The sequence below is a fragment of the Lentzea aerocolonigenes genome (assembly GCF_000955955.1).
GTDB lineage: Bacteria > Actinomycetota > Actinomycetes > Mycobacteriales > Pseudonocardiaceae > Lentzea > Lentzea aerocolonigenes_A.
This window is the reverse complement of sequence record NZ_JYJG01000276.1, coordinates 1-19,189: the sequence shown is the minus strand read 5'-3', so window position 1 is coordinate 19,189 and position 19,189 is coordinate 1. Positions and strand designations below refer to the sequence as shown.

At 68.4% G+C, this 19,189-nt stretch carries 19 protein-coding genes and 1 pseudogene; 14 read left to right on the top strand and 6 right to left on the bottom strand.

Annotated elements, in window-relative coordinates; genetic code table 11:
• The first annotated feature begins 23 nt into the window (after window positions 1-23).
• The gene (gene upp, locus UK23_RS31910) at window positions 24-647 is read left to right on the top strand and encodes a uracil phosphoribosyltransferase (RefSeq protein WP_045315414.1); all 624 of its coding nucleotides are present in this window, start codon (window positions 24-26) and stop codon (window positions 645-647) included.
• 107 nt (window positions 648-754) lie between these two features.
• Complete coding sequence (locus tag UK23_RS31905) at window positions 755-2,044, top strand: glycoside hydrolase family 18 protein (protein ID WP_045315413.1); 1,290 nt, start codon at window positions 755-757, stop codon at window positions 2,042-2,044.
• A gap of 71 nt (window positions 2,045-2,115) precedes the next feature.
• On the opposite strand, the gene UK23_RS31900 is transcribed toward UK23_RS31905, so the two are convergent.
• Window positions 2,116-2,709, bottom strand: coding sequence for a TetR/AcrR family transcriptional regulator (locus UK23_RS31900; RefSeq protein WP_045315412.1), 594 nt, complete (start codon window positions 2,707-2,709; stop codon window positions 2,116-2,118).
• A gap of 55 nt (window positions 2,710-2,764) precedes the next feature.
• Between UK23_RS31900 and UK23_RS31895 the strand changes: the two genes are divergently transcribed.
• From UK23_RS31895 to UK23_RS31880, 4 genes are all read left to right on the top strand, one after another.
• Entirely contained in the window at window positions 2,765-2,971 is a 207-nt protein-coding gene (locus UK23_RS31895) for a type II toxin-antitoxin system VapB family antitoxin (RefSeq protein ID WP_045315411.1), read from the top strand.
• A gap of 32 nt (window positions 2,972-3,003) precedes the next feature.
• On the top strand, window positions 3,004-3,390 hold the full coding sequence (locus UK23_RS31890; RefSeq protein WP_045315410.1) for a type II toxin-antitoxin system death-on-curing family toxin: 387 nt from the start codon (window positions 3,004-3,006) through the stop codon (window positions 3,388-3,390).
• A gap of 34 nt (window positions 3,391-3,424) precedes the next feature.
• The gene (locus tag UK23_RS31885) at window positions 3,425-3,802 is read left to right on the top strand and encodes a MerR family transcriptional regulator (protein ID WP_045315409.1); all 378 of its coding nucleotides are present in this window, start codon (window positions 3,425-3,427) and stop codon (window positions 3,800-3,802) included.
• A gap of 425 nt (window positions 3,803-4,227) precedes the next feature.
• On the top strand, window positions 4,228-5,205 hold the full coding sequence (locus UK23_RS31880; RefSeq protein WP_045315408.1) for an aldo/keto reductase: 978 nt from the start codon (window positions 4,228-4,230) through the stop codon (window positions 5,203-5,205).
• Between the two features lie 70 nt (window positions 5,206-5,275).
• Here the strand turns inward: UK23_RS31880 and UK23_RS31875 are convergent, their stop codons facing one another.
• The gene (locus tag UK23_RS31875) at window positions 5,276-5,725 is read right to left on the bottom strand and encodes a flavodoxin family protein (protein WP_045315407.1); all 450 of its coding nucleotides are present in this window, start codon (window positions 5,723-5,725) and stop codon (window positions 5,276-5,278) included.
• An 8-nt stretch (window positions 5,726-5,733) separates the two neighbouring features.
• Entirely contained in the window at window positions 5,734-6,198 is a 465-nt protein-coding gene (locus UK23_RS31870; RefSeq protein WP_156213523.1) for a hypothetical protein, read from the bottom strand.
• A 14-nt stretch (window positions 6,199-6,212) separates the two neighbouring features.
• Here UK23_RS31870 and UK23_RS31865 point away from each other — a divergent pair.
• A pseudogene (locus UK23_RS31865) lies at window positions 6,213-6,846 on the top strand (class I SAM-dependent methyltransferase).
• Between the two features lie 21 nt (window positions 6,847-6,867).
• Window positions 6,868-7,212, top strand: a complete 345-nt coding sequence (locus tag UK23_RS31860; protein WP_231114773.1) for a hypothetical protein — start codon at window positions 6,868-6,870, stop codon at window positions 7,210-7,212.
• On the opposite strand, the gene UK23_RS31855 is transcribed toward UK23_RS31860, so the two are convergent.
• Genes UK23_RS31855 through UK23_RS31845 form a run of 3 tightly spaced genes read right to left on the bottom strand, consistent with a single transcriptional unit; the run spans window position 7,205 to window position 11,241 of the window.
• Complete coding sequence (locus UK23_RS31855) at window positions 7,205-8,806, bottom strand: phospho-sugar mutase (protein ID WP_045315405.1); 1,602 nt, start codon at window positions 8,804-8,806, stop codon at window positions 7,205-7,207. The genes UK23_RS31860 and UK23_RS31855 overlap by 8 nt on opposite strands.
• Window positions 8,803-9,594: a purine-nucleoside phosphorylase gene (locus UK23_RS31850; protein ID WP_045315404.1), complete on the bottom strand. Its 792-nt coding sequence runs from the start codon at window positions 9,592-9,594 to the stop codon at window positions 8,803-8,805. The genes UK23_RS31855 and UK23_RS31850 overlap by 4 nt, the downstream gene beginning before the upstream one ends.
• Before the next feature lie 9 nt (window positions 9,595-9,603).
• Complete coding sequence (locus UK23_RS31845; RefSeq protein ID WP_052685243.1) at window positions 9,604-11,241, bottom strand: serine/threonine-protein kinase; 1,638 nt, start codon at window positions 11,239-11,241, stop codon at window positions 9,604-9,606.
• Between the two features lie 90 nt (window positions 11,242-11,331).
• Here UK23_RS31845 and UK23_RS31840 point away from each other — a divergent pair, with 90 nt between their 5' ends.
• The 6 genes from UK23_RS31840 to UK23_RS31815 all read left to right on the top strand — a co-directional run bounded on the left by UK23_RS31840 (window position 11,332) and on the right by UK23_RS31815 (window position 19,145).
• On the top strand, window positions 11,332-13,026 hold the full coding sequence (locus UK23_RS31840; RefSeq protein ID WP_045315403.1) for a methylmalonyl-CoA mutase family protein: 1,695 nt from the start codon (window positions 11,332-11,334) through the stop codon (window positions 13,024-13,026).
• Window positions 13,023-15,158, top strand: coding sequence for a methylmalonyl-CoA mutase (gene scpA / locus UK23_RS31835; protein WP_045315402.1), 2,136 nt, complete (start codon window positions 13,023-13,025; stop codon window positions 15,156-15,158). Before UK23_RS31840 ends, scpA begins: the two co-directional genes overlap by 4 nt.
• Entirely contained in the window at window positions 15,151-16,143 is a 993-nt protein-coding gene (gene meaB, locus UK23_RS31830) for a methylmalonyl Co-A mutase-associated GTPase MeaB (RefSeq protein WP_045315401.1), read from the top strand. The genes scpA and meaB overlap by 8 nt, the downstream gene beginning before the upstream one ends.
• A 56-nt stretch (window positions 16,144-16,199) precedes the next feature.
• Window positions 16,200-16,493: a hypothetical protein gene (locus UK23_RS31825; protein WP_045315400.1), complete on the top strand. Its 294-nt coding sequence runs from the start codon at window positions 16,200-16,202 to the stop codon at window positions 16,491-16,493.
• A gap of 205 nt (window positions 16,494-16,698) precedes the next feature.
• The gene (locus UK23_RS31820; RefSeq protein WP_052685242.1) at window positions 16,699-17,871 is read left to right on the top strand and encodes a M20 family metallopeptidase; all 1,173 of its coding nucleotides are present in this window, start codon (window positions 16,699-16,701) and stop codon (window positions 17,869-17,871) included.
• Window positions 17,868-19,145, top strand: coding sequence for a M20 family metallopeptidase (locus tag UK23_RS31815; protein WP_045315399.1), 1,278 nt, complete (start codon window positions 17,868-17,870; stop codon window positions 19,143-19,145). The genes UK23_RS31820 and UK23_RS31815 overlap by 4 nt, the downstream gene beginning before the upstream one ends.
• The last annotated feature ends 44 nt before the right edge of the window (window positions 19,146-19,189 follow it).

Below are 19,189 nucleotides of genomic sequence, written 5' to 3'. Positions count from 1 at the left end.
TCGCAGCGGTTACGGTGTCGGGCATGGACGTCCTCGTCGTCGATCATCCACTCGCCAAGGCGAGACTCACAACCATGCGTGACGCGCGCACGGACAACGCCGCCTTCCGCGCCGCGCTGCAGGAGCTCACCGTCATGCTGGTCTACGAAGCCATGCGTGAGGCCCCGCTGACCGAGGAGCGCACGCACACGCCGGTCGCGCGCACCATCGGCCACAAGCTCGCCAACCCGCCGTTGCTCGTGCCGGTGCTGCGGGCCGGGCTGGGCATGGCGGACCAGGCGCACAAGCTGATCCCGGACGCGCAGATGGGGTTCGTCGGGCTGGCGCGCGACGAGGAGACGTTGCAGCCGACGCCGTACATGGAGTCGTTGCCGGAGGACCTCGCCGGACGTCCGGTGTTCGTGCTCGACCCGATGCTCGCGACGGGCGGTTCGATGGCGTACACGATCCGGCTGCTGACCCAGCGCGGCGCGACGGACGTGACGGCGGTGTGCGTGCTCGCGGCGCCCGAGGGCATCAACCACCTCGAGGACTCGAAACTGCCGGTTCGTCTCATTACGGCGTCCGTTGACGAGCGGTTGAACGACTCCGGCTTCATCGTGCCTGGTCTGGGCGATGCCGGTGACCGTCTGTACGGGGCGGTTTAGGACATACCTCCGATCGGACGTAGCAGTGGTCTAGACCTCAGAGCTAACGTGCTCTGGACCACATCGCCGCTGCTCGCCAGAAATTGGCACTGTGTTTGAGGAGACAAATGTCCAGACGGAGATGGGGTGTCGCCGCTCTTGCGGTTGGCGCCCTGTCCGCGTCGCTGGCCTATGCGCCGGCGAACGCAGATGTCGAGACCAACGGGCACCACGGATATTCGAAGACCCGCACCGTCGGGTACTTCATCCAGTGGGGCGTGTACGGCCGGAACTTCCGGGTCAAGAACCTCGTCGACAGCGGGGCCGCGGCGCGGCTCACGCACCTCAACTACGCGTTCGGATTCCTCGACGAATCCGGTAAGTGCGTCAGCTCGGACCCGTGGGCCGACTGGCAGATGCCCTACACCGCTGAGCAGTCCGTCAACGGCAAGGCCGACGAACCGGGCGCGCTCGGGGGTAACCTGAACCAGCTCAAGCAGCTCAAGGCCAAGTATCCCAAGCTGAGGATCAACATCTCGCTGGGAGGCTGGACGGGCTCCCGCTACTTCTCCAACGCCGCGCTGACCCCCGAGTCGCGCGCCGCGCACGTCAAGTCGTGCACCGACATGTGGATCAAGGGCAACCTGCCGGGTCTGCCGGAGGGTTCCGCGAAGGGCATCTTCGACGGTGTCGACATCGACTGGGAGTGGCCTGCCAGCGAGGGCAACACGGAGCCTCCCAACGTCGTCCGCGACGCGGACCGCGAGAACTTCACGCTGCTGCTGGCCGAGTACCGCAAGCAGATGGGCTGGAACCGCGACCTGACGGCGTTCCTCCCGGCCGACCCGAAGCAGGTCGACAAGGGCTTCCAGGTGTCGAAGGTGTTCTGCTACCTCACTTTCGGCACGCTGCAGGGCTACGACTACCACGGCGCGTGGGACGCCCCGGCGAACCAGCAGTCCGCGCTGCGGGTGCCCAAGGGCGACCCGTCCGCGGACGAGTTCAGCTCCGAGGTGACGGTCAACGCGTGGCTGCGCCGCGGTGCTCCGCGCTCGAAGGCCGTGCTGGGCGTGCCGTTCTACGGACGCGGCTGGACCGGTGTGGCACCTGGTACGCGCAACGGCCTGTTCGGCACGGGTACGCCCGCGCCGGCCACGTACGAGGCGGGTTACGAGGACTTCCACGCCATCAAGCCGAAGCTGGCCGACCCGAAGTACAAGGTCTACCGCGATGAGCGGGCCGGCTTCGCGTGGATCTACGACGGCACGACGTGGTGGACCTACGACGACGCGACCGAGATGAAGCGCAAGGCTCGTTTCATCAACGACCGCAACCTGGGCGGCGCGATGATCTGGTCGCTCGACGGGGACACCGCGGACGCAGAGTTGATCAAGGCCCTGGACGGCGCCTTGAGGTGAGACGGACTGTCCGGATCGGACAGTTCTGCGGGTCCGGGGAGGTTTCGCGGCGGCCGCCTCCCCGGATTCCGTCAGTGCTTCTTGTGCGACAACCACCCTCGGCCGTGCGCGCGCAACGCCAGTTCGTACGTGGCCTGGGCGTCGATACCCGGCGGCAGGTTGCCACCCAGCTCCAGGCTCACCAGGCCGTGCGCGATGCCCCACATCGACATCGCGATCTGCTCGGGGTCCTCGTGCACGAAGACCTGCTGTTCGATCGCCCGCCGCACGGTGTTGATCACCGGCGCGAACGTCCGGCCGGCCGCGCGGCTCATCGCCTTCGTCGGCTCGACGACCTTCGAGTAGAGCACCGAGTAGAACTGCGGGTCCGCGAGCGCGCTGCGCCGGTACGCCAGGCCGATCTGGACCAGGTCCTCCGCGGGGTCGTCGGTGACCGGCACCTCCGCCAGGTGCGTGCCGAACCGGTTGAACGCCTCGTCGTAGAGCGCCTCGAGCAGCGCCGGTTTCCCGCCGAACAGGGAATAGACCGCCGTCGTCGAGGTGTTGACGTCGGTGGCGATCTTGCGCAGGCTCACCGCGCCGGGACCTTCGGTGCTGAGCAGCTCGCCCGCCCGCTCGAGCAGACGCCGTCGCAGAGCGTCATCGTGGGTCTTGGGCCTGGGCATCACGCAATCCTAACGGCCGCTGGTCAGCGTGGTATCACATTGGTACCGTCCGTCCATGGCGATGACCTTGCGGTTGACCGACGAGGAGAACCACCGGCTCGCTGAACTCGCGCAGGCCGAGGGGCGCTCCAAGCAGGAGGTCGTGCGTCTCGCGATCGCGGACCGCTACCAGCGCATGCAGCAGGAAGAAAAGCTCGGCGAGGTTCTGGGGCGAGTCCTGCCGAAGTACCGAGGTCTTTTGGATAGGCTCGGTTCTTCCTGAAACTGTCAGACCTCTGTGATCAACTGGGTGCCGTGATCTCCTACCTCGACGCCGGGGACCTCTTGGTGCTGGCCACAGCCGTGACCGGTGGCGACCTCGTCGTCAGGGACATCGGCCTGCTGGACACAGCGGCGTACCGTCCCCGCGCCACCGTGCTCGGCGTGGAGGCCTACGACACGCTGTGGCTGAAGTCCTCCGCCTTACTTGACTCGATCGTGCGAACCCGTCCCCTGGTGGAGGGAAACTGGCGGCTCGGCTGGGTCTCCGCCGTGACGATGTGCGACATCAACGGCTACTGGATCGACGCGGACGAGGACGACGCCCTGGACCTGGTGCGGGCCCTCGGTCGCGACAAGATCGACGTCCCCGAGATGGCCGGCCATCTCGAAGCGTGGGGACTTCCGAAGGATTCCGCTTGACCTAGAGCGCACTCTAGCTCGTAGCGTCGTTGCCGTGAGTTACTCGATAGCCCAAGCCGCGCAGCGCAGTGGGTTGTCCATCGACACCTTGCGCTACTACGAACGAATCGGGCTTGTCGACCCGCCCGCGCGAGACTCGGGTGGGCGCCGCAGCTACTCGGAAGAAGACCTGGGTTGGCTGGCCTTCGTGACGCGTCTGCGCACGACCGGCATGCCGATCCGCATGATGCGCGAGTTCGCGCAGCTCAGGCACCGCGGCGACCTGACGGCAGGCCGCCGCAAGGAGATCCTCGTCGAGCACCGCAACGACGTCCGCGCCCGCATCGCGGAGCTGCAGACGTGCCTGGAAGTGCTCGATTACAAGATCGACCACTACGCGGTGGTCGAGCGGGACTTGGAGGCGACGGCCTAGGACCAGACGGACAGGGCCAGTCCCGCACCCGCCCGGATCGCCGTTCCGTCCAACACGATGCTGCCCTCGTCCACCCCGAGCGCGTGCCACCGCGCGGTGACGGTGACGGCACCGGGAGGGGGCAGCGGCTCGCGTCCGGCGCCGGTGGTTGTTCGAGCGGATGGTGCAGGAACAACGGAATGCGCTGAGCCGGTGGCGATGCGGATGTTTCGCGACTCGAGGTGGGCAGACGTGGTGCCGCCCTCGCGTCGTGAGGTCGCCGAAGACGCTGCTGTTCATGATTCGAACCTGTACATCCATGAAAGATGCCGTGGCAGTGGAGAAAGCGACTGCCGTGACGATCACGGGCGACGGCCGGAACGTGACCCGGGTCCCAGGTTTCGGTACTTGAGCTAGAGCGCGCTCCAGGTCCTAGCGTTGTCGTCATGACGGAAAAGCGTGTGAAGCTCGGGGAGCTCGAGGTCGGGCCGCAGGGGCTCGGCTGCATGGGAATGTCGGAGTTCTACGGCGCCGGCGACGAGTCGGAGTCGATCTCGGTGATCCACCGGGCGCTGGAGCTCGGTGTGACGCTGCTCGACACGGCCGACATGTACGGCCCGTACGTGAACGAGGAGCTGGTGGGCCGCGCGATCGCGGGCCGTCGTTCGGACGTCGTGCTGGCCACGAAGTTCGGCATCGTGCGCGAAGAGGGCGGACGTTCGATCCGGGGCGACCGCGACTACGTGCGCTCGTCGGTCGAGGGGTCTCTGCGCAGGCTCGGGACCGACGTGATCGACCTCTACTACCTGCACCGCGTGCCGGCCGACACGCCGATCGAGGAGACCGTCGGCGCGATGGCCGAGCTGGTGACCGAGGGCAAGGTGCGGTTCCTGGGCCTGTCGGAGGCCGGCGCCGACACCCTTCGCCGGGCACACGCGGTGCACCCGATCACCGCTTTGCAGAGCGAGTGGTCGCTGTGGTCGCGGGACATCGAGGCCGAGATCGTGCCAACCGCACGCGAGCTGGGCATCGGCCTCGTGCCGTACTCGCCTCTGGGCCGTGGTGTGCTGACCGGCCGCTTCACCTCTGCTGCCGATTTCGGTGCCGGCGACTTCCGCGGGGTGGCTCAGCCGCGGTTCTCGGGTTCGAACCTCGACACGAACCTGAAGATGGTGGAGGAGCTGCGCGCGTTGGCTTCCGACCGGGGTGTGACCGCTGGTCAGCTGGCGTTGGCGTGGGTCCAGCACCGGGGCGACGACGTCGTGCCGATTCCGGGTACCAAGCGGATCAAGTACCTGGAGGAGAACGTGGCGGCGGCTTCGCTGGAGCTGTCCGCGGACGACCTGGCCGCGATCGAGGCCGCTGTGCCCGCCTCGGCCGTCGCCGGTGATCGCTACCCGGACATGAGCTCCGTGGGTCGCTAGAACATACGTTCGAAAGTATCCCCAGGGTTGTCCACAGGTTGGGGACAAGAGGCTGTGGACAACCCTGGTTTTATGTGGACAACTGGGCCGCGACGGTGGCGCCGAGCTCCCAGCAGGCTTCCAGGTCGGCCTTCTCGGGTTCGCCCGTGACGACCACGTGCTGCGCCACCTTCTCCCAGCCCAACCCGGTCGTGGCCGTCTCCACGCTGCGCACCGCACCCGTCGTGTCGTTGTTGCCGTGCACGTACAACCCGAACGGCCTGCCCTGTGTGGAGTCCAGGCACGGGTAGTAGACGGTGTCGAAGAAGTGCTTCAACGCGCCGCTCATGTAGCCGAGGTTGGCGGGCGTGCCCAGCAGGTAGCCGTCCGCCTCCAACACATCCACAGCGGTTGTGGACAACGCGGCTCGGCGCACGACCTCGACGCCCTCGATCTCGGGCGTGGTCGCACCCGCGACGACCGCCTCGAACATGGCCTGCAGGGCGGGTGACGGCGTGTGGTGGACGATCAACAGCCTCATGACCGCCTTTAGTACCACTCGAAGTCGGGGTCGGTCGGCTCCACGTCGTCCACTCCGATCGCGTTGAGCTGTTCGCTGGTGACGACCTCGCCGTTGTCCGGCTTGGCCAGCGCCAGAATCATCTCGGCCAGGTCGACGTGCCGCTCCTGGGTCTGTTCGTGGGTCTCCCGCAGTTCGGCGCAGATCTCCAGCGTGCCGGTGCCCTCGACGCGCTGGAAGAGCAGGCCGCCTTCCAGCAACCCGGAGAGCGGGTACGTGTTGGTGCGGTACGAGCGCGCGACGCTGCGCAGGAAGAACTGGAGGGCCGGCTCGTCCTGCAGGCTGAAGTCGAAGAGGTGTCTCAGCCCGCGCAGCAGTTCCTGGTGGTAGGTCTTCAGCCGCGCGGCGAGCGACTCCGGCGGGGAGGGGACGCTCTCGGGCATCTCGTGCGCGTTGAGGTAGGCGAGTGCCAGGTCACGCCGCGTGTACTCCATGCGCGGCAACATAGATGACCATGACCCGCGCCTCCTACGACATTGTTGCCGCGAGCTACGCCCAGCTCATCCCGGACGCGCACGACGGCCGCCCCCTCGACGCCGCGATCATGCGAGCGTTCGCCGAGCTGGTCGAGGGCCCGGTCGCGGACCTCGGCTGCGGCACCGGCCGCATCACCCAGCACCTGCACGGACTCGGGCTGGGCGTGTCAGGCATCGACCTCTCCGACGGCATGCTCGAAACAGGCGAGAACCCTGTACCCGCACCTCATCTTCACCCAGGGCGACATCACCGGGCTCGACCTGGCGGACGACAGCCTCGGCGGCGCCGTCGTCTGGTACTCCACGGTCCACATGCCCGCGGAAGCCGTGCCGTGGAACGAATTCCACCGCGTGCTGCGGCCAGGCGGGTACCTGTTGCATGCTTTCAAGGCAGGCAACCAGAAACGGCACCTCGCCCACGCGTACGGCCACGACGTGGACCTCTACGTCCACTGGCACGACGTCGACGAGACCGCGGGCAACGCGATCGAAGCCGGCTTCAACGAACAGGCACGGCTGATACGTCAGAAGGGTGTGGACGAAGGGGGACCGCAGGCGTTCTTGTTGCTTCACAAACGGAACCCCGCGACCCGACAGACGTCCTAGTGGGTGTACACAGGAGGGACCATGAAGACCACCGCCCTTATGACCACCAGTCCTCGTCAGCGTCGCATCACCTGGGGTTTCGGCCTTGCGATCGGCATCGGGATGATCGGGTTCGGGCCCCTCTTCGCGTCGGTGTGGCCGGGGTTCGACCACAGCCCGTGGGACATCAACACGATGTTGTTCGGACTCGGCGTGGGGCTTTGCACGATCGCGTACATCTTCGGGCGGATCGCCGTCGCGGCGGTCACCGAGGGGCGTCGCAACGCGATCGCCCCGCCGACCAGAAGGGCTTACCTCGTGGCCGGCGGGGGATTCGTCCTCGCGGTGCTCGCGCTCGCGTGGGCGATCGCTTTCCCAGCTAGCTGACGAGTGCAGTCACTCGTTCCCGTAGTTCAGCCAATCGAGCCTTGCCAGCGGCACGGGCGGACTCCAGTCCGTCCGTGACCGGCTCGACGACTTCCAGGTACGCCTTGAGCTTCGGCTCCGTGCCGGACGGTCGCACGATCACGCGCACGCCGTCCGCGGTCCAGCGCAGCACGTCCGCACTGGGCAGCAGGTCCTCCGACGAGAAATCCGCAGGGGGTTCCGCGCGCAGCCGCGCCATCGTCGCGCCGATCAGCGACAAATCGGTGTAGCGCAGGGAAACCTGGTCGGTCAGGTGCAGGCCGTGGTCCAACGCGAGCTGGTCCAGCGCGTCCAGCAGCGTGCGCCCCGACGCCTTGAGGCCGGCAGCCAGATCCGCGGCCACCACCGCAGCCGAAATGCCGTCCTTGTCTGCCACGTGAGCAGGATCGACGCAGTTGCCGAGTGCTTCCTCGTAGGCGAACACCAGGCCTTCACCGGCCCGCGCCAGCCACTTGAAGCCCGTCAGCGTCTCCGCGTAACGAGCACCGTGCGCCGCGGCGATCGACTTCAGCAAGGACGAGGACACGATCGTCGTTGCCACCAAAGGATCCGCGGACTCGGTCGTCGACAGCACGAGCGACCCGAGCAGCACGCCCGTCTCGTCGCCGCGCAACATCCGCCACTTGTCTCCGTCCCGCACACCCAGAGCACACCTGTCGGCATCGGGGTCGAGCGCGATCGCCAGGTCCGCGTCCACCGACGCCGCAAGGGAAAGCAGCTCGTCGGACGCGCCAGGCTCCTCCGGGTTCGGGAACACCACGGTCGGGAAGTCCGGGTCGGGGACCGCCTGCGACCGCACCACGTGCACGTCGGTGAAACCCGCGCGCCGCAACGCTTCCACGGCGAATGCGCCACCCACGCCGTGCATCGGCGTCAGCGCGATCTTCAACGCCCGCGCGTTCTGGCGCGGCAGCGAGGCCACCCGCTCCAGGTACGCGTCGATCTCGGCCTCGGAAACTGTCGAGTACGACGACGCACGAGGCACGGAAACCGCGGCAGGAACAGCCTCGATCGCCTTCTCGATCTCGCCGTCCGACGGCGGCACGATCTGCGACCCACCGGACAGGTAGAGCTTGTACCCGTTGTCCGCGGGCGGGTTGTGCGACGCGGTGATCTGAATCCCGGCCACCGCACCGTGGTTCCGGACCAGGAACGCGAGCACCGGCGTGGGCAACGGCCCTGGCAGCACCCGCACGTCGAAGCCCGCGGCCGCCATCACCTCGGCGGCGGCGGTCGCGAACTCCTCCGACCCGTGCCGGGCGTCGCGTCCGACGAACACCAGCCCGGAAGTCCCGAGCCACGACGCCAGACCAGCCGTCGTGCGGACCACCGTGGCCACGTTCATGCCGTTGGTGCCGGCACGAACCGGCCCGCGCAGCCCGGCGGTGCCGAACGTCAGCGGCCCGGCCATGCGGTCTTGGAGGTCCTCCAACGCCTCGCCGGAGCCGCCCATCGCGCGTGCCAGAACGCCCTGCAGCTCGGTTCGAGTCGCGTCGGAGGGGTCGTCAGCGATCCACCGGAACGTCGCGTCACGCAGTGCCGGCGTCAGGCTCATGCGCGGTCCACCAGCTCGCGCAGCAGCGTGCCCATGCGCTGAGCGGCGGCGGCACCGGCGTCCAGCACCTCCTGGTGGTTCAGCGGCTCACCGGTGATGCCCGCCGCGAGGTTCGTGACCAGCGACAGCCCGAACACCTCGACACCCTCGGCACGTGCGGCGATGGCCTCGTGCACGGTCGACATGCCGACCAGGTCCGCGCCCATCGTGCGCAGCATCCGGATCTCGGCGGGCGTCTCGAAGTGCGGGCCGGGCAGACCTGCGTACACGCCCTCTTCCAGCGAAGGGTCGATCTCCTGCGCGAGCTTGCGCAGTCGCGGCGAGTACAGGTCCGTCAGGTCCACGAACCGGGCGCCGACCAGCGGCGACAGCGAGGTCAGGTTGAGGTGGTCGGAGATCAGCACCGGCTGCCCGACCGACATGCCCTGGCGCAGGCCACCGGCAGCGTTGGTGAGCACGATCGTCGACACGCCGGCGGCCGCGGCCGTGCGCACGCCGTGGACGACCTTCTGCACACCCTTGCCCTCGTAGCCGTGGGTGCGGCCGAGGACGACGAGGACCTTCTTGCCACCCACCTCGACGGAACGGATGGTGCCGCCGTGGCCGAGCGCGGTCGGCGCCTCGAAGCCTTCCAGCTCACCGACGGGGATTTCGGAGGTCGGCTCGCCGATCACGTCGGCGGCGGGCCGCCAGCCGGAGCCGAGCACGATCGCGATGTCGTGCTTCGCCACGCCGGTGCGGCTCTGGATCTCTTCCGCGGCCTTGCCGGCCAGCTCTTCTGGAGTCACCGCGTGATGTTAAACCGGGGCGAACGTGGAGGCGATCGCGTCGAAGAGCTGCGCGCGGGCCTGCGCCTCCTGCTCTGTGGGCACCACCACTTCGACCACCCACAGGTCGTTGCCGAACGGCAGCACGCGGGAGAAGTGCGACCGCCTCAGCGCCTCGGGATCGTCACCCTCCACCGTCCGGTAGACGAACTGGACGCTGTCCTCGTCCTGGTGTCCGGCGAGGTTCGGCGTGCGCACCTGCTCGCCACCGAAGAACCGGCCCGGCCACTGAGCCTGCACGCTGGCCGTGTACGTGCTGATCCTGCGCTTCGGGTAGAACTCGGGGAACCGCTGCACCGTGGCCTGGTACGCACCGGTGCCGGAGACGAAGTGCACCACCGCGGACGCCGGCATCAGCTTGTCGGCCGCGCGCTGTTCGGCGTAGGTCGACCAGCTGGGATCGACGCTCAGCCGGAACTTCGCGCCCTGGTCGCCGATCGCCGTGAGGGCCAGCTCGGTGCGCGGCTGCAGTGTCGCGGACGTGGGCAGGGTCGGCAGCACCTGCATCGTCTGCCCGGTCGGCGGCAGCAGCGCAGCCCCCGCCGCCAGCCGCGTCAGCGCGAACCCGCCCCCCGAACCCGCCACGAACAGCAACAGCGCCGCGACCAGGATGAACGTGGTGGCGATCCGTCCGCGCCGCCGCTGAGGCCTGAACGGCTCGGTGATCATGAACGGCAACGGGCCGGGGTCGTCGGCCAGCGGCGCGTCCGGCTCGATCTTCGGCTTGGGTCGCACGATGATCGGCGTCTGCACGGCCTCGCGCACCTCGAACGCGTCGGTGCCCGGCTCCGGCAGCAGCGGGTAGACCTGCCTGCGCACGTCGACCAGCGACAACCGCTCCGACGGGTCCTTCCGCATCAACCCGCTGATGACCGGCGAGAGCCGCCCGGCACCCGCGGGCACCGGCACGTCGCCGTTGATCACGGCTTGGATCGTCTGCATGACGTTCTTGCCCACGTACGGCGGCTCACCGGCCATCGCGGCCCACATCGTGGCGCCGAGCGACCACCTGTCCGCGGCCGCCGAGACGTCACCGCCCTGCGCGACCTCGGGCGCGATGTACGCGGGCGTGCCGAGCGTGATGCCGCGCGCGGTCATGGTGGCCTCGGCGACGTTGCGCGCGATGCCGAAGTCCGTGAGCTTCACCCGCCCGTCGTCGGCGATCAGCACGTTGCCGGGCTTCACGTCCCGGTGCGTGATGCCGGCCCGATGCGCCGACGCCAGCGCCGCCGCGATCGCGTCCAGCACGGCCGCGCCCTGCTTCTCGGTGAGGCAGCCCTGCTCCTGCAGCACCTCGTTCAGGCTGCGCGACGGCACCAGTTCCATCACCACGTACGGGTCGCCGTCGTGCTGGACGACGTCGTAGAGCGTCACGAGGTTCGGGTGCGAGAGCGCGGCGACGGCCCGCGCCTCGCGCATGGTCCGTTCTCGCAGCTCATCGGCCGCGACGTCGGGCATCCCCGGCGGCCGCAGGATCCCCTTGACGGCGACCTGCCTGCGCAGCACCTCGTCGTGAGCAGCCCAGACGGTGCCCATCGACCCTTGACCCAGCAGGTGCAGCAGCCGGTACCTAGCCGCGATCAAGCGCTCCTGGTCACCGTTCTCCACACCGTCATTCTTCCTGACACACTGACTGCATCGTTAACGGCGGTGAACCTCACATAGCCGTGTCGGTACCGGTCGGTAACACTGCAACGCATGATGGAGTTGGCCTTGCCCGCCGAATTCCGCCCGAACGAGTTCCCCGCGGCGTCGCGGGAACAGTGGCGCGCGATGGTCGACGCCGTCCTCAGCAAGACCGGCGCTTCGTTCGAGTCGCTGGTCACGAAGACTTACGACGGCATCTCGCTGCAGCCGCTCTACACGCTCGACGACGCGCTGCCTCCGTATGCGCTGGCGCCCGTCAAGCAGGGCTGGGACGTCCGCCAGCGCCACACCGTGCCCGATCCGGTCGCGCTGATGAACGACCTGGAGGGCGGCGTCACGTCGCTGTGGCTCGCGGTGCCGGCCTCGTCGTTGGAGCGGCTGCTCGACGGCGTCTACCTCGACCTCGCGCCGATCGTGCTGGACGGCGACGTCGAGGCCGCGCGGGCGATGCTGCGGATCTACGACCAGGCGCCGCTGCTCGCCTCCGAGGTGCGCGGCAACCTGGCCCTCACCCCTTTCGGTGACGCTCTCGACGTGATCAAGCAGGCGAACGAACAGTTCCCCCTGCTGCGCACCGTCGTGGTGGACGCACTGCCGTTCCACGACGCCGGTGGCTCGGACTCGGAAGAACTGGGCGCGGCGCTCGCTCTGGCCGTCTCCTACCTGCGCGCGCTGACCGAGGCCGGACTGAGCGTCGAGCAGGCTTTCGCGCAGCTGGAGTTCCGCTACGCCGCGACCGCCGACCAGTTCATGACGATCGCGAAGCTCCGTGCCGCGCGGCGGTTGTGGGCGCGGGTGGCCGAGGTGTCCGGGGTGGACGTGCCGCAGGTGCAGCACGCGGTGACTTCGTCCGCGATGATGACCCGCCGCGACCCGTGGGTGAACATGCTGCGCACCACGGTGGCGACGCTGGCCGCCGGTCTCGGTGGTGCCGACTCGGTGACGGTGCAGCCGTTCGACGCGGCGATCGGGCTGCCGGACGAGTTCGCCCGGCGGATCGCGCGCAACACGCAGAACCTGCTGCTGGAGGAGTCGCACCTCGGCGAGGTGATCGACCCGGCGGCCGGCTCCTGGTACGTCGAGAAGCTGACGGACGAGCTGGCTGCCCACGCCTGGTCGTGGTTCCAGGAGATCGAACGGACGGGCGGCCTGCCCGACGCGAAACAGCTGGTCGCCGACCGCATTGCCGAAACCTGGGCCAAGCGCTCGGCTCGGCTCGCGGACCGGAGCGACCCGATCACCGGTGTCAGCGAGTTCCCGAACCTGGCTGAGAAGCCCGTCGTCCGCGAGCCGTTCGTGACACCGGAAGGCGAGCTGCCGAGAGTTCGGTACGCCCAGGCCTTCGAAGAGCTGCGCGACCTCGCCGACGCCCAGCCCGAACGCCCCCGGGTCTTCCTCGCCACCCTCGGCCCGGTAGCCGCTCACACGGCCCGTGCCACCTTCGCCGCCAACCTCTTCAACGCCGGCGGCTTCGCGACTCCGGCCGCGGGCCCGACGAAGACCCCAGAAGACGTGGCCGAGCAGTTCAAGGCTTCAAAAGCGCGAATCGCGGTCCTCTGCGGCTCCGACACCAGCTACGCCGACCAGGCCGCCGCCACGGTCGAAGCCCTGCGAGAAGCCGGCGCCGAACGGGTACTCCTGGCAGGCAAGAAGAGCGACGCAGACGTGGACGGCTTCGTCTACACGGGCTGCCCGGCGCTGGAAATCCTGAACGACACCTACGACTTCCTGGGAGTGGAGCGATGATCCCCAACTTCGCGGACATCGACCTCGGCCCCCTCCCGTCGGCCAAGTACGAGACCGACCTGCCCGCCTGGGAGACACCGGAGGGCATCGCGGTCAAGCCGGTCTACACCGCGCAGGACACCGACGGCCTCGACTTCCTGCAGACCTACCCCGGTGTCGCGCCGTTCCTCCGCGGCCCGTACCCGACGATGTACGTCAACCAGCCGTGGACCGTCCGCCAGTACGCGGGCTTCTCGACGGCCGAGGAGTCGAACGCCTTCTACCGCCGCAACCTCGCGGCCGGGCAGAAGGGGCTCTCAGTAGCGTTCGACCTGGCGACGCACCGCGGTTACGACTCGGACCACCCGCGCGTCGCCGGTGACGTCGGCATGGCCGGCGTGGCGATCGACTCGATCTACGACATGCGCACGCTGTTCGACGGCATCCCGCTCGACAAGATGTCCGTGTCGATGACGATGAACGGCGCGGTGCTGCCGATCCTGGCGCTGTTCGTGGTGGCGGCGGAGGAGCAGGGGGTGAAGCCGGAGCAGCTCACGGGGACGATCCAGAACGACATCCTCAAGGAGTTCATGGTCCGCAACACCTACATCTACCCGCCGCAGCCGTCGATGCGGATCATCTCCGACATCTTCAGCTTCACCAGCAGCCACATGCCGAAGTTCAACTCCATCTCGATCTCCGGCTACCACATGCAGGAGGCCGGGGCGACGGCCGACCTGGAGCTGGCCTACACGCTCGCGGACGGCGTCGAGTACATCCGGGCCGGTAAGGAAGCCGGGCTGGACGTCGACAAGTTCGCGCCGCGGCTCAGCTTCTTCTGGGCCATCGGCATGAACTACTTCATGGAGATCGCCAAGATGCGGGCCGCGCGCCTGCTCTGGGCGAAACTCGTGAACAACTTCGAACCCAAGTCCCCCAAATCCCTGTCTCTGAGGACCCACTGCCAGACGAGCGGCTGGAGCCTCACCGCGCAGGACGTGTTCAACAACGTCGCGCGCACGTGCGTCGAGGCGATGGCGGCCACGCAGGGCCACACGCAGTCGTTGCACACCAACGCACTCGACGAGGCGCTTGCACTGCCGACCGACTTCTCCGCGCGCATCGCCCGCAACACGCAGCTCCTCCTGCAGCAGGAGTCCGGCACCACGCGCGTGATCGACCCGTGGGGCGGCAGCGCGTACGTCGAGCGGCTCACGAACGAGCTCGCGCGGAAGGCCTGGGAGCACATCACCGAGGTCGAGAAGGCGGGCGGCATGGCCCGCGCGATCGACGAGGGCATTCCCAAACTGCGCATCGAGGAAGCGGCCGCCCGCACCCAAGCCCGCATCGACTCCGGACGCCAGCCCGTCATCGGCGTCAACAAGTACCTGGTGACCAGCGACGAGCAGATCGAGGTCCTCAAGGTCGACAACGCGGGCGTGCGGGCGCAGCAGCTCGAGAAGCTCCGCCGTCTCAGGGAAGAGCGCGACCAGTCCGCTGTGGACAGTGCGCTCGAAGCCCTCACGAACGCCGCGACCGGCCACGGCAACCTGCTGGAGCTGGCGATCAACGCCGCACGCGCCAAGGCGACGGTCGGAGAGATCTCGGAGTCGCTGGGCAAGGTCTGGGGCAGGCATTCCGCCCAGATCCGCACCATCACGGGTGTCTACCGCCAGGAGGTCGGCCAAGTGTCCAACGTGGACGCCTGCCGCGAGGTCGTCGAGGCGTTCGCGGAGGAAGAGGGCCGCCGGCCGCGCATCCTGGTCGCCAAGATGGGGCAGGACGGCCACGACCGCGGCCAGAAGGTGATCGCGACGGCGTTCGCGGACCTCGGCTTCGACGTCGACGTCGGCCCGCTGTTCCAGACGCCGGAAGAGGTTGCGCGCCAAGCGGTCGAGGCCGACGTGCACATCGTCGGCGTGTCCTCGCTCGCGGCGGGCCACCTCACGCTCGTCCCGGCGTTGCGCCAGGAGCTCGCCGAGCTCGACCGCGCGGACATCATGATCGTCGTCGGTGGCGTGATCCCGCCGCAGGACTTCGACGAGCTGTACGCGGCGGGCGCGGCGGCGATCTTCCCGCCCGGCACCGTGATCGCGGACGCCGCCAAGGACCTTCTGGTGAAACTCGCAGGGCAGCTCGGCCACCATGGCTAGGGTGATCGACGTCGACCAGCTCGCCAGGGGAGTCCTGGAAGGCAAGCGCGGTGTGCTCGCGCGAGCGATCACCCTGGTCGAGTCCAAGCGCGCGGACCACCGCGCGAAGGCGCAGGAGCTGCTGGTCGAGCTGTTGCCCAAGTCCGGCAACGCGATCAGGGTCGGCATCACCGGTGTCCCCGGCGTCGGCAAGTCGACGTTCATCGATGCCCTGGGCACCATGCTCACCGAGCAGGGCCACCGGGTCGCGGTGCTCGCCGTCGACCCGTCGTCCACCCGCACCGGCGGCAGCATTCTGGGTGACAAGACGCGGATGAACAGGCTGTCGGTCGACGAGCAGGCGTTCATCCGGCCTTCACCGACGTCCGGCACGCTCGGCGGCGTCGCGCAGGCCACCCGCGAGACGATCGTGCTGGTCGAGGCCGCCGGCTTCGACGTCGTGCTGGTCGAGACGGTCGGCGTGGGGCAGTCGGAAGTGGCCGTCGCGAACATGACGGACTGCTCGCTGTTCCTGACGCTCGCACGCACCGGCGACCAGTTGCAGGGCATCAAGAAGGGCATCCTGGAGCTCGCGGACGTCATCGCGGTCAACAAGGCCGACGGCGAGCACGAACTCGATGCCCGCAAGGCAGCAAGAGAACTGGCGGGAGCCCTCAAACTGCTGCGGCCGCCCGACGCGTTGTGGCACCCGCCGGTGCTGACGTGTTCCGGACTCACCGGTGTCGGGCTCGACGAGCTGTGGTCCCGCGTGCTGGAACACCAGTCCACCTTGAGGGACGCCGGCGAGCTCGACGAACGCCGGCGGCGCCAGCAGGTCGAGTGGACCTGGATGATGGTCCACGACGAACTGTGGCGGCAGGTGCGCGAGAGCGCCGCCGTGCGTTCCCTCGCCCCCTCGCTGGAGGAGAAGGTCAGGTCGGGAGAGCTGACCGCGACGCTGGCCGCGGAGCAGATTTTGAAGGCGTTCCAATCGGACTCTCGGTAGGCGAGTAACTAGTTTGGGTGACCTTCGATCGTGGTATTCGAGGTAGAGTTCAGGCCATGTCGAGGTTGCTGCTGGCCTGCGTGTTCGCGCTGATGAGCGTCGTCGGGATCGCCGGTGTGGCGTCCGCGCAAGAGGCGGCGAACGCGCCTGTGGCGGCTGCGCAGCAGACGACAGTGAATCCGGGTCCGGCTGTCAACGCGCCGCAGGAACCGTCGCCTGAAATCCGCCAGGAGACCAAGCGCAAGCTGTGGATCGGCGCCATCGCGCTGGGCCTGTTCGTGCTTGTCTACTACCGCAACAAGCGCCGGTGGGCGGCATGGCGCAAAGCGCGAGCAGCCAAGAAGGGCTGACCGCTGGTCGTTCGGGGTGAGACGTTGCGTCCCACATGATGGAACGTAATAGTCAAAATTAAGCGTGCTTCTCGACCATTTGCGTCATCGTTGATCGGTCAGACCGAAACTCGCTCGCCGCTTGGCGCAGCGCTGCGACCGGCCAGCCGGTTGATCATCATCAGCGCCCTGCGTCTCACAGGCGGTGATGCAGGATGGTGAGCAAATGAGTACCGACTTGAAGATCAGCACACGCTCGACCGTCGAGCGGTACTCCGACGCGCTGCTGGACCTGTCGCACTCGATCCACGCCGAGCCTGAGCTGGCCTTCGAGGAGCACCGCAGCGTCGAGAAGATCACCTCCCTGCTGGCCCGCGAGGGTTTCAAGATCGACCGCGACGTGGCCGGCCTCGACACCGCGTTCGTCGCGACCTACGGCGACGGCGAGCTCGTGCTGGGACTTTGTGCCGAATACGACGCGCTGCCCGAGGTCGGGCACGCGTGCGGGCACAACGTCATCGCGGCTGCTTCCGTCGGTACGGCGCTCGCACTGCGTGACATCGCCGACCAGCTGGGTATCACCGTGAGGGTGATCGGAACTCCAGCGGAAGAGGTCGGCGGCGGCAAGGTGCTCATGCTCGAGCGGGGCGTGTTCGACGACGTCTCGTTCTCGATGATGGTGCACCCGGCGCCGTACGAGTCGTGTGCGGCGAAGTCGCTGGCCATCACCGATCTCCAGGTGCACTACAAGGGCAAGCCGTCACACGCGGCCGCCGCCCCGCACCTGGGCATCAACGCCGCGGACGCGGTGACCGTCGCGCAGATCTCGATCAGCCTGCTGCGGCAGCACCTCGAGCCCGGCCAGATGGTCACGGGCATCGTCACCAACGGCGGCACCGTGCCGAACGTAATACCCGCCCGCGCATCGGCGATGTTCGATGTGAGGGCGGAAAACCTGGAATCGTTGCAGCGCCTGGAGAACCGAATTCGGGACTGCTTCTCGGCCGGCGCGCTCGCGACCGGCTGCACCCATGAGGTCGAGCAGGTCTCACCGATCTACGCCGAGCTGACTCCCGACCCGTGGCTCGCGGACGCCTACCGGCGCGCGGCCACTGACCTGGGACGACGTCCGCTCTCGCCCGAGCAGGAACAGCGAGAGAAGATCGGGAGCACCGACATGGGCAACGTCACCAGAGTGTTGCCCGCAATCCACCCGACCATTGCCATCGACTGCGGAGACGCGGTGAACCACCAACAAGAGTTCGCGACCGCCTGTGCCTCGGCGTCGGCGGACCGTGCATTGCTCGATGGAGCACTTGCCATGGCCTGGACGACGATCGCGACAGCCACCGATTCCCAGCAGCGCGCACGGCTGCTGGCCCGCGGAGGTGCGGCATGACGGTTCTGGACTCCCGTCCCTCGGGCTCCTCAACTGTGAATACGTCCACCGAGATGCTCGTCGACCCCACCGGGGTGAGCATGTCTCCTGTGGATGATCTCGGAGAAGGCCGCGGTCCCGCGTGGCTGGACGACTGGTTGAAGGCGCATGCCTCCGACGTCGTCGCCTGGCGCCGCCACATTCACGCCAACCCCGAGCTGTCCCGGCGCGAGTACAACACCACCGAACTGGTGGCGAAGCTGCTGCGCGAGGTCGGCCTCAAGCCGCGCATCCTCCCCGGCGGCACCGGCCTGATCTGCGACATCGGCAACGGCCCACGCTGCGTGGCTCTCCGCGCGGACATGGACGCCCTGCCGCTGCCGGAGAACACCGGCCTGCCGTTCGCGTCCACTGTGGACGGTGTGTCGCACGCGTGCGGTCACGACGCCCACACGACGGTGTTGCTCGGCACGGCTCTCGCGCTCTCCTCGGCCACCGAGCTGCCCGGCCGCGTCCGTCTGGTGTTCCAGCCGGCCGAGGAGGTCATGCCGGGTGGCGCGCTGGACGTGCTGGCCGCGGGCGGACTCGACGGCGTGGAGCGGATTTTCGGTCTGCACTGCGACCCACGCCTGCAGGTCGGCCGCATCGGCACCCGCATCGGCGCCATCACGTCGGCGTCGGACCTGCTGGAGCTGCGACTGAACTCGCCGGGCGGCCACACCTCGCGTCCGCACCTCACCGCGGACCTGGTGCACGCGCTGGGCACGGTCATCACCGGCCTGCCGACGATGCTGTCCCGCCGCGTCGACCCGCGTTCCGGCACCGTCCTCGTGTGGGGCGCCGTCCACGCGGGCGAGGCGCCCAACGCCGTCCCGCAGGACGGTCTGCTGCGCGGCACGCTGCGCACCGGCGACCGCGACATCTGGGCCGAGCTCGAGCCGCTGGTCAAGGACCTGGTCACCGGGCTCTTGGCGCCCACTGGTGTCGGCTTCGACCTGCACCACCGCCGCGGCGTGCCCCCGGTGGTGAACGAGCGCGAGTCCACCCAGATCCTGCGCGCCGGCATCGAGGCCGCCCTGGGCGACGACGCCCTGGCCGGCACGGAGCAGTCGTCCGGCGGCGAGGACTTCGGCTGGTACCTGGAGCACGTGCCGGGCTCGTTCGCGCGCCTCGGCGTGTGGAACGGCCAGGAGAAGCAGCGCGACCTGCACCAGCCGACGTTCGACCTGGACGAGCGCGCCCTGCTCGTGGGCGTCCGCGTCATGGTCCACACGGCCCTGGCCGCCCTGGCATAGGTTCTTGATGAAGGGAACCTTCATCCACGTGAGGTGGGTGAAGG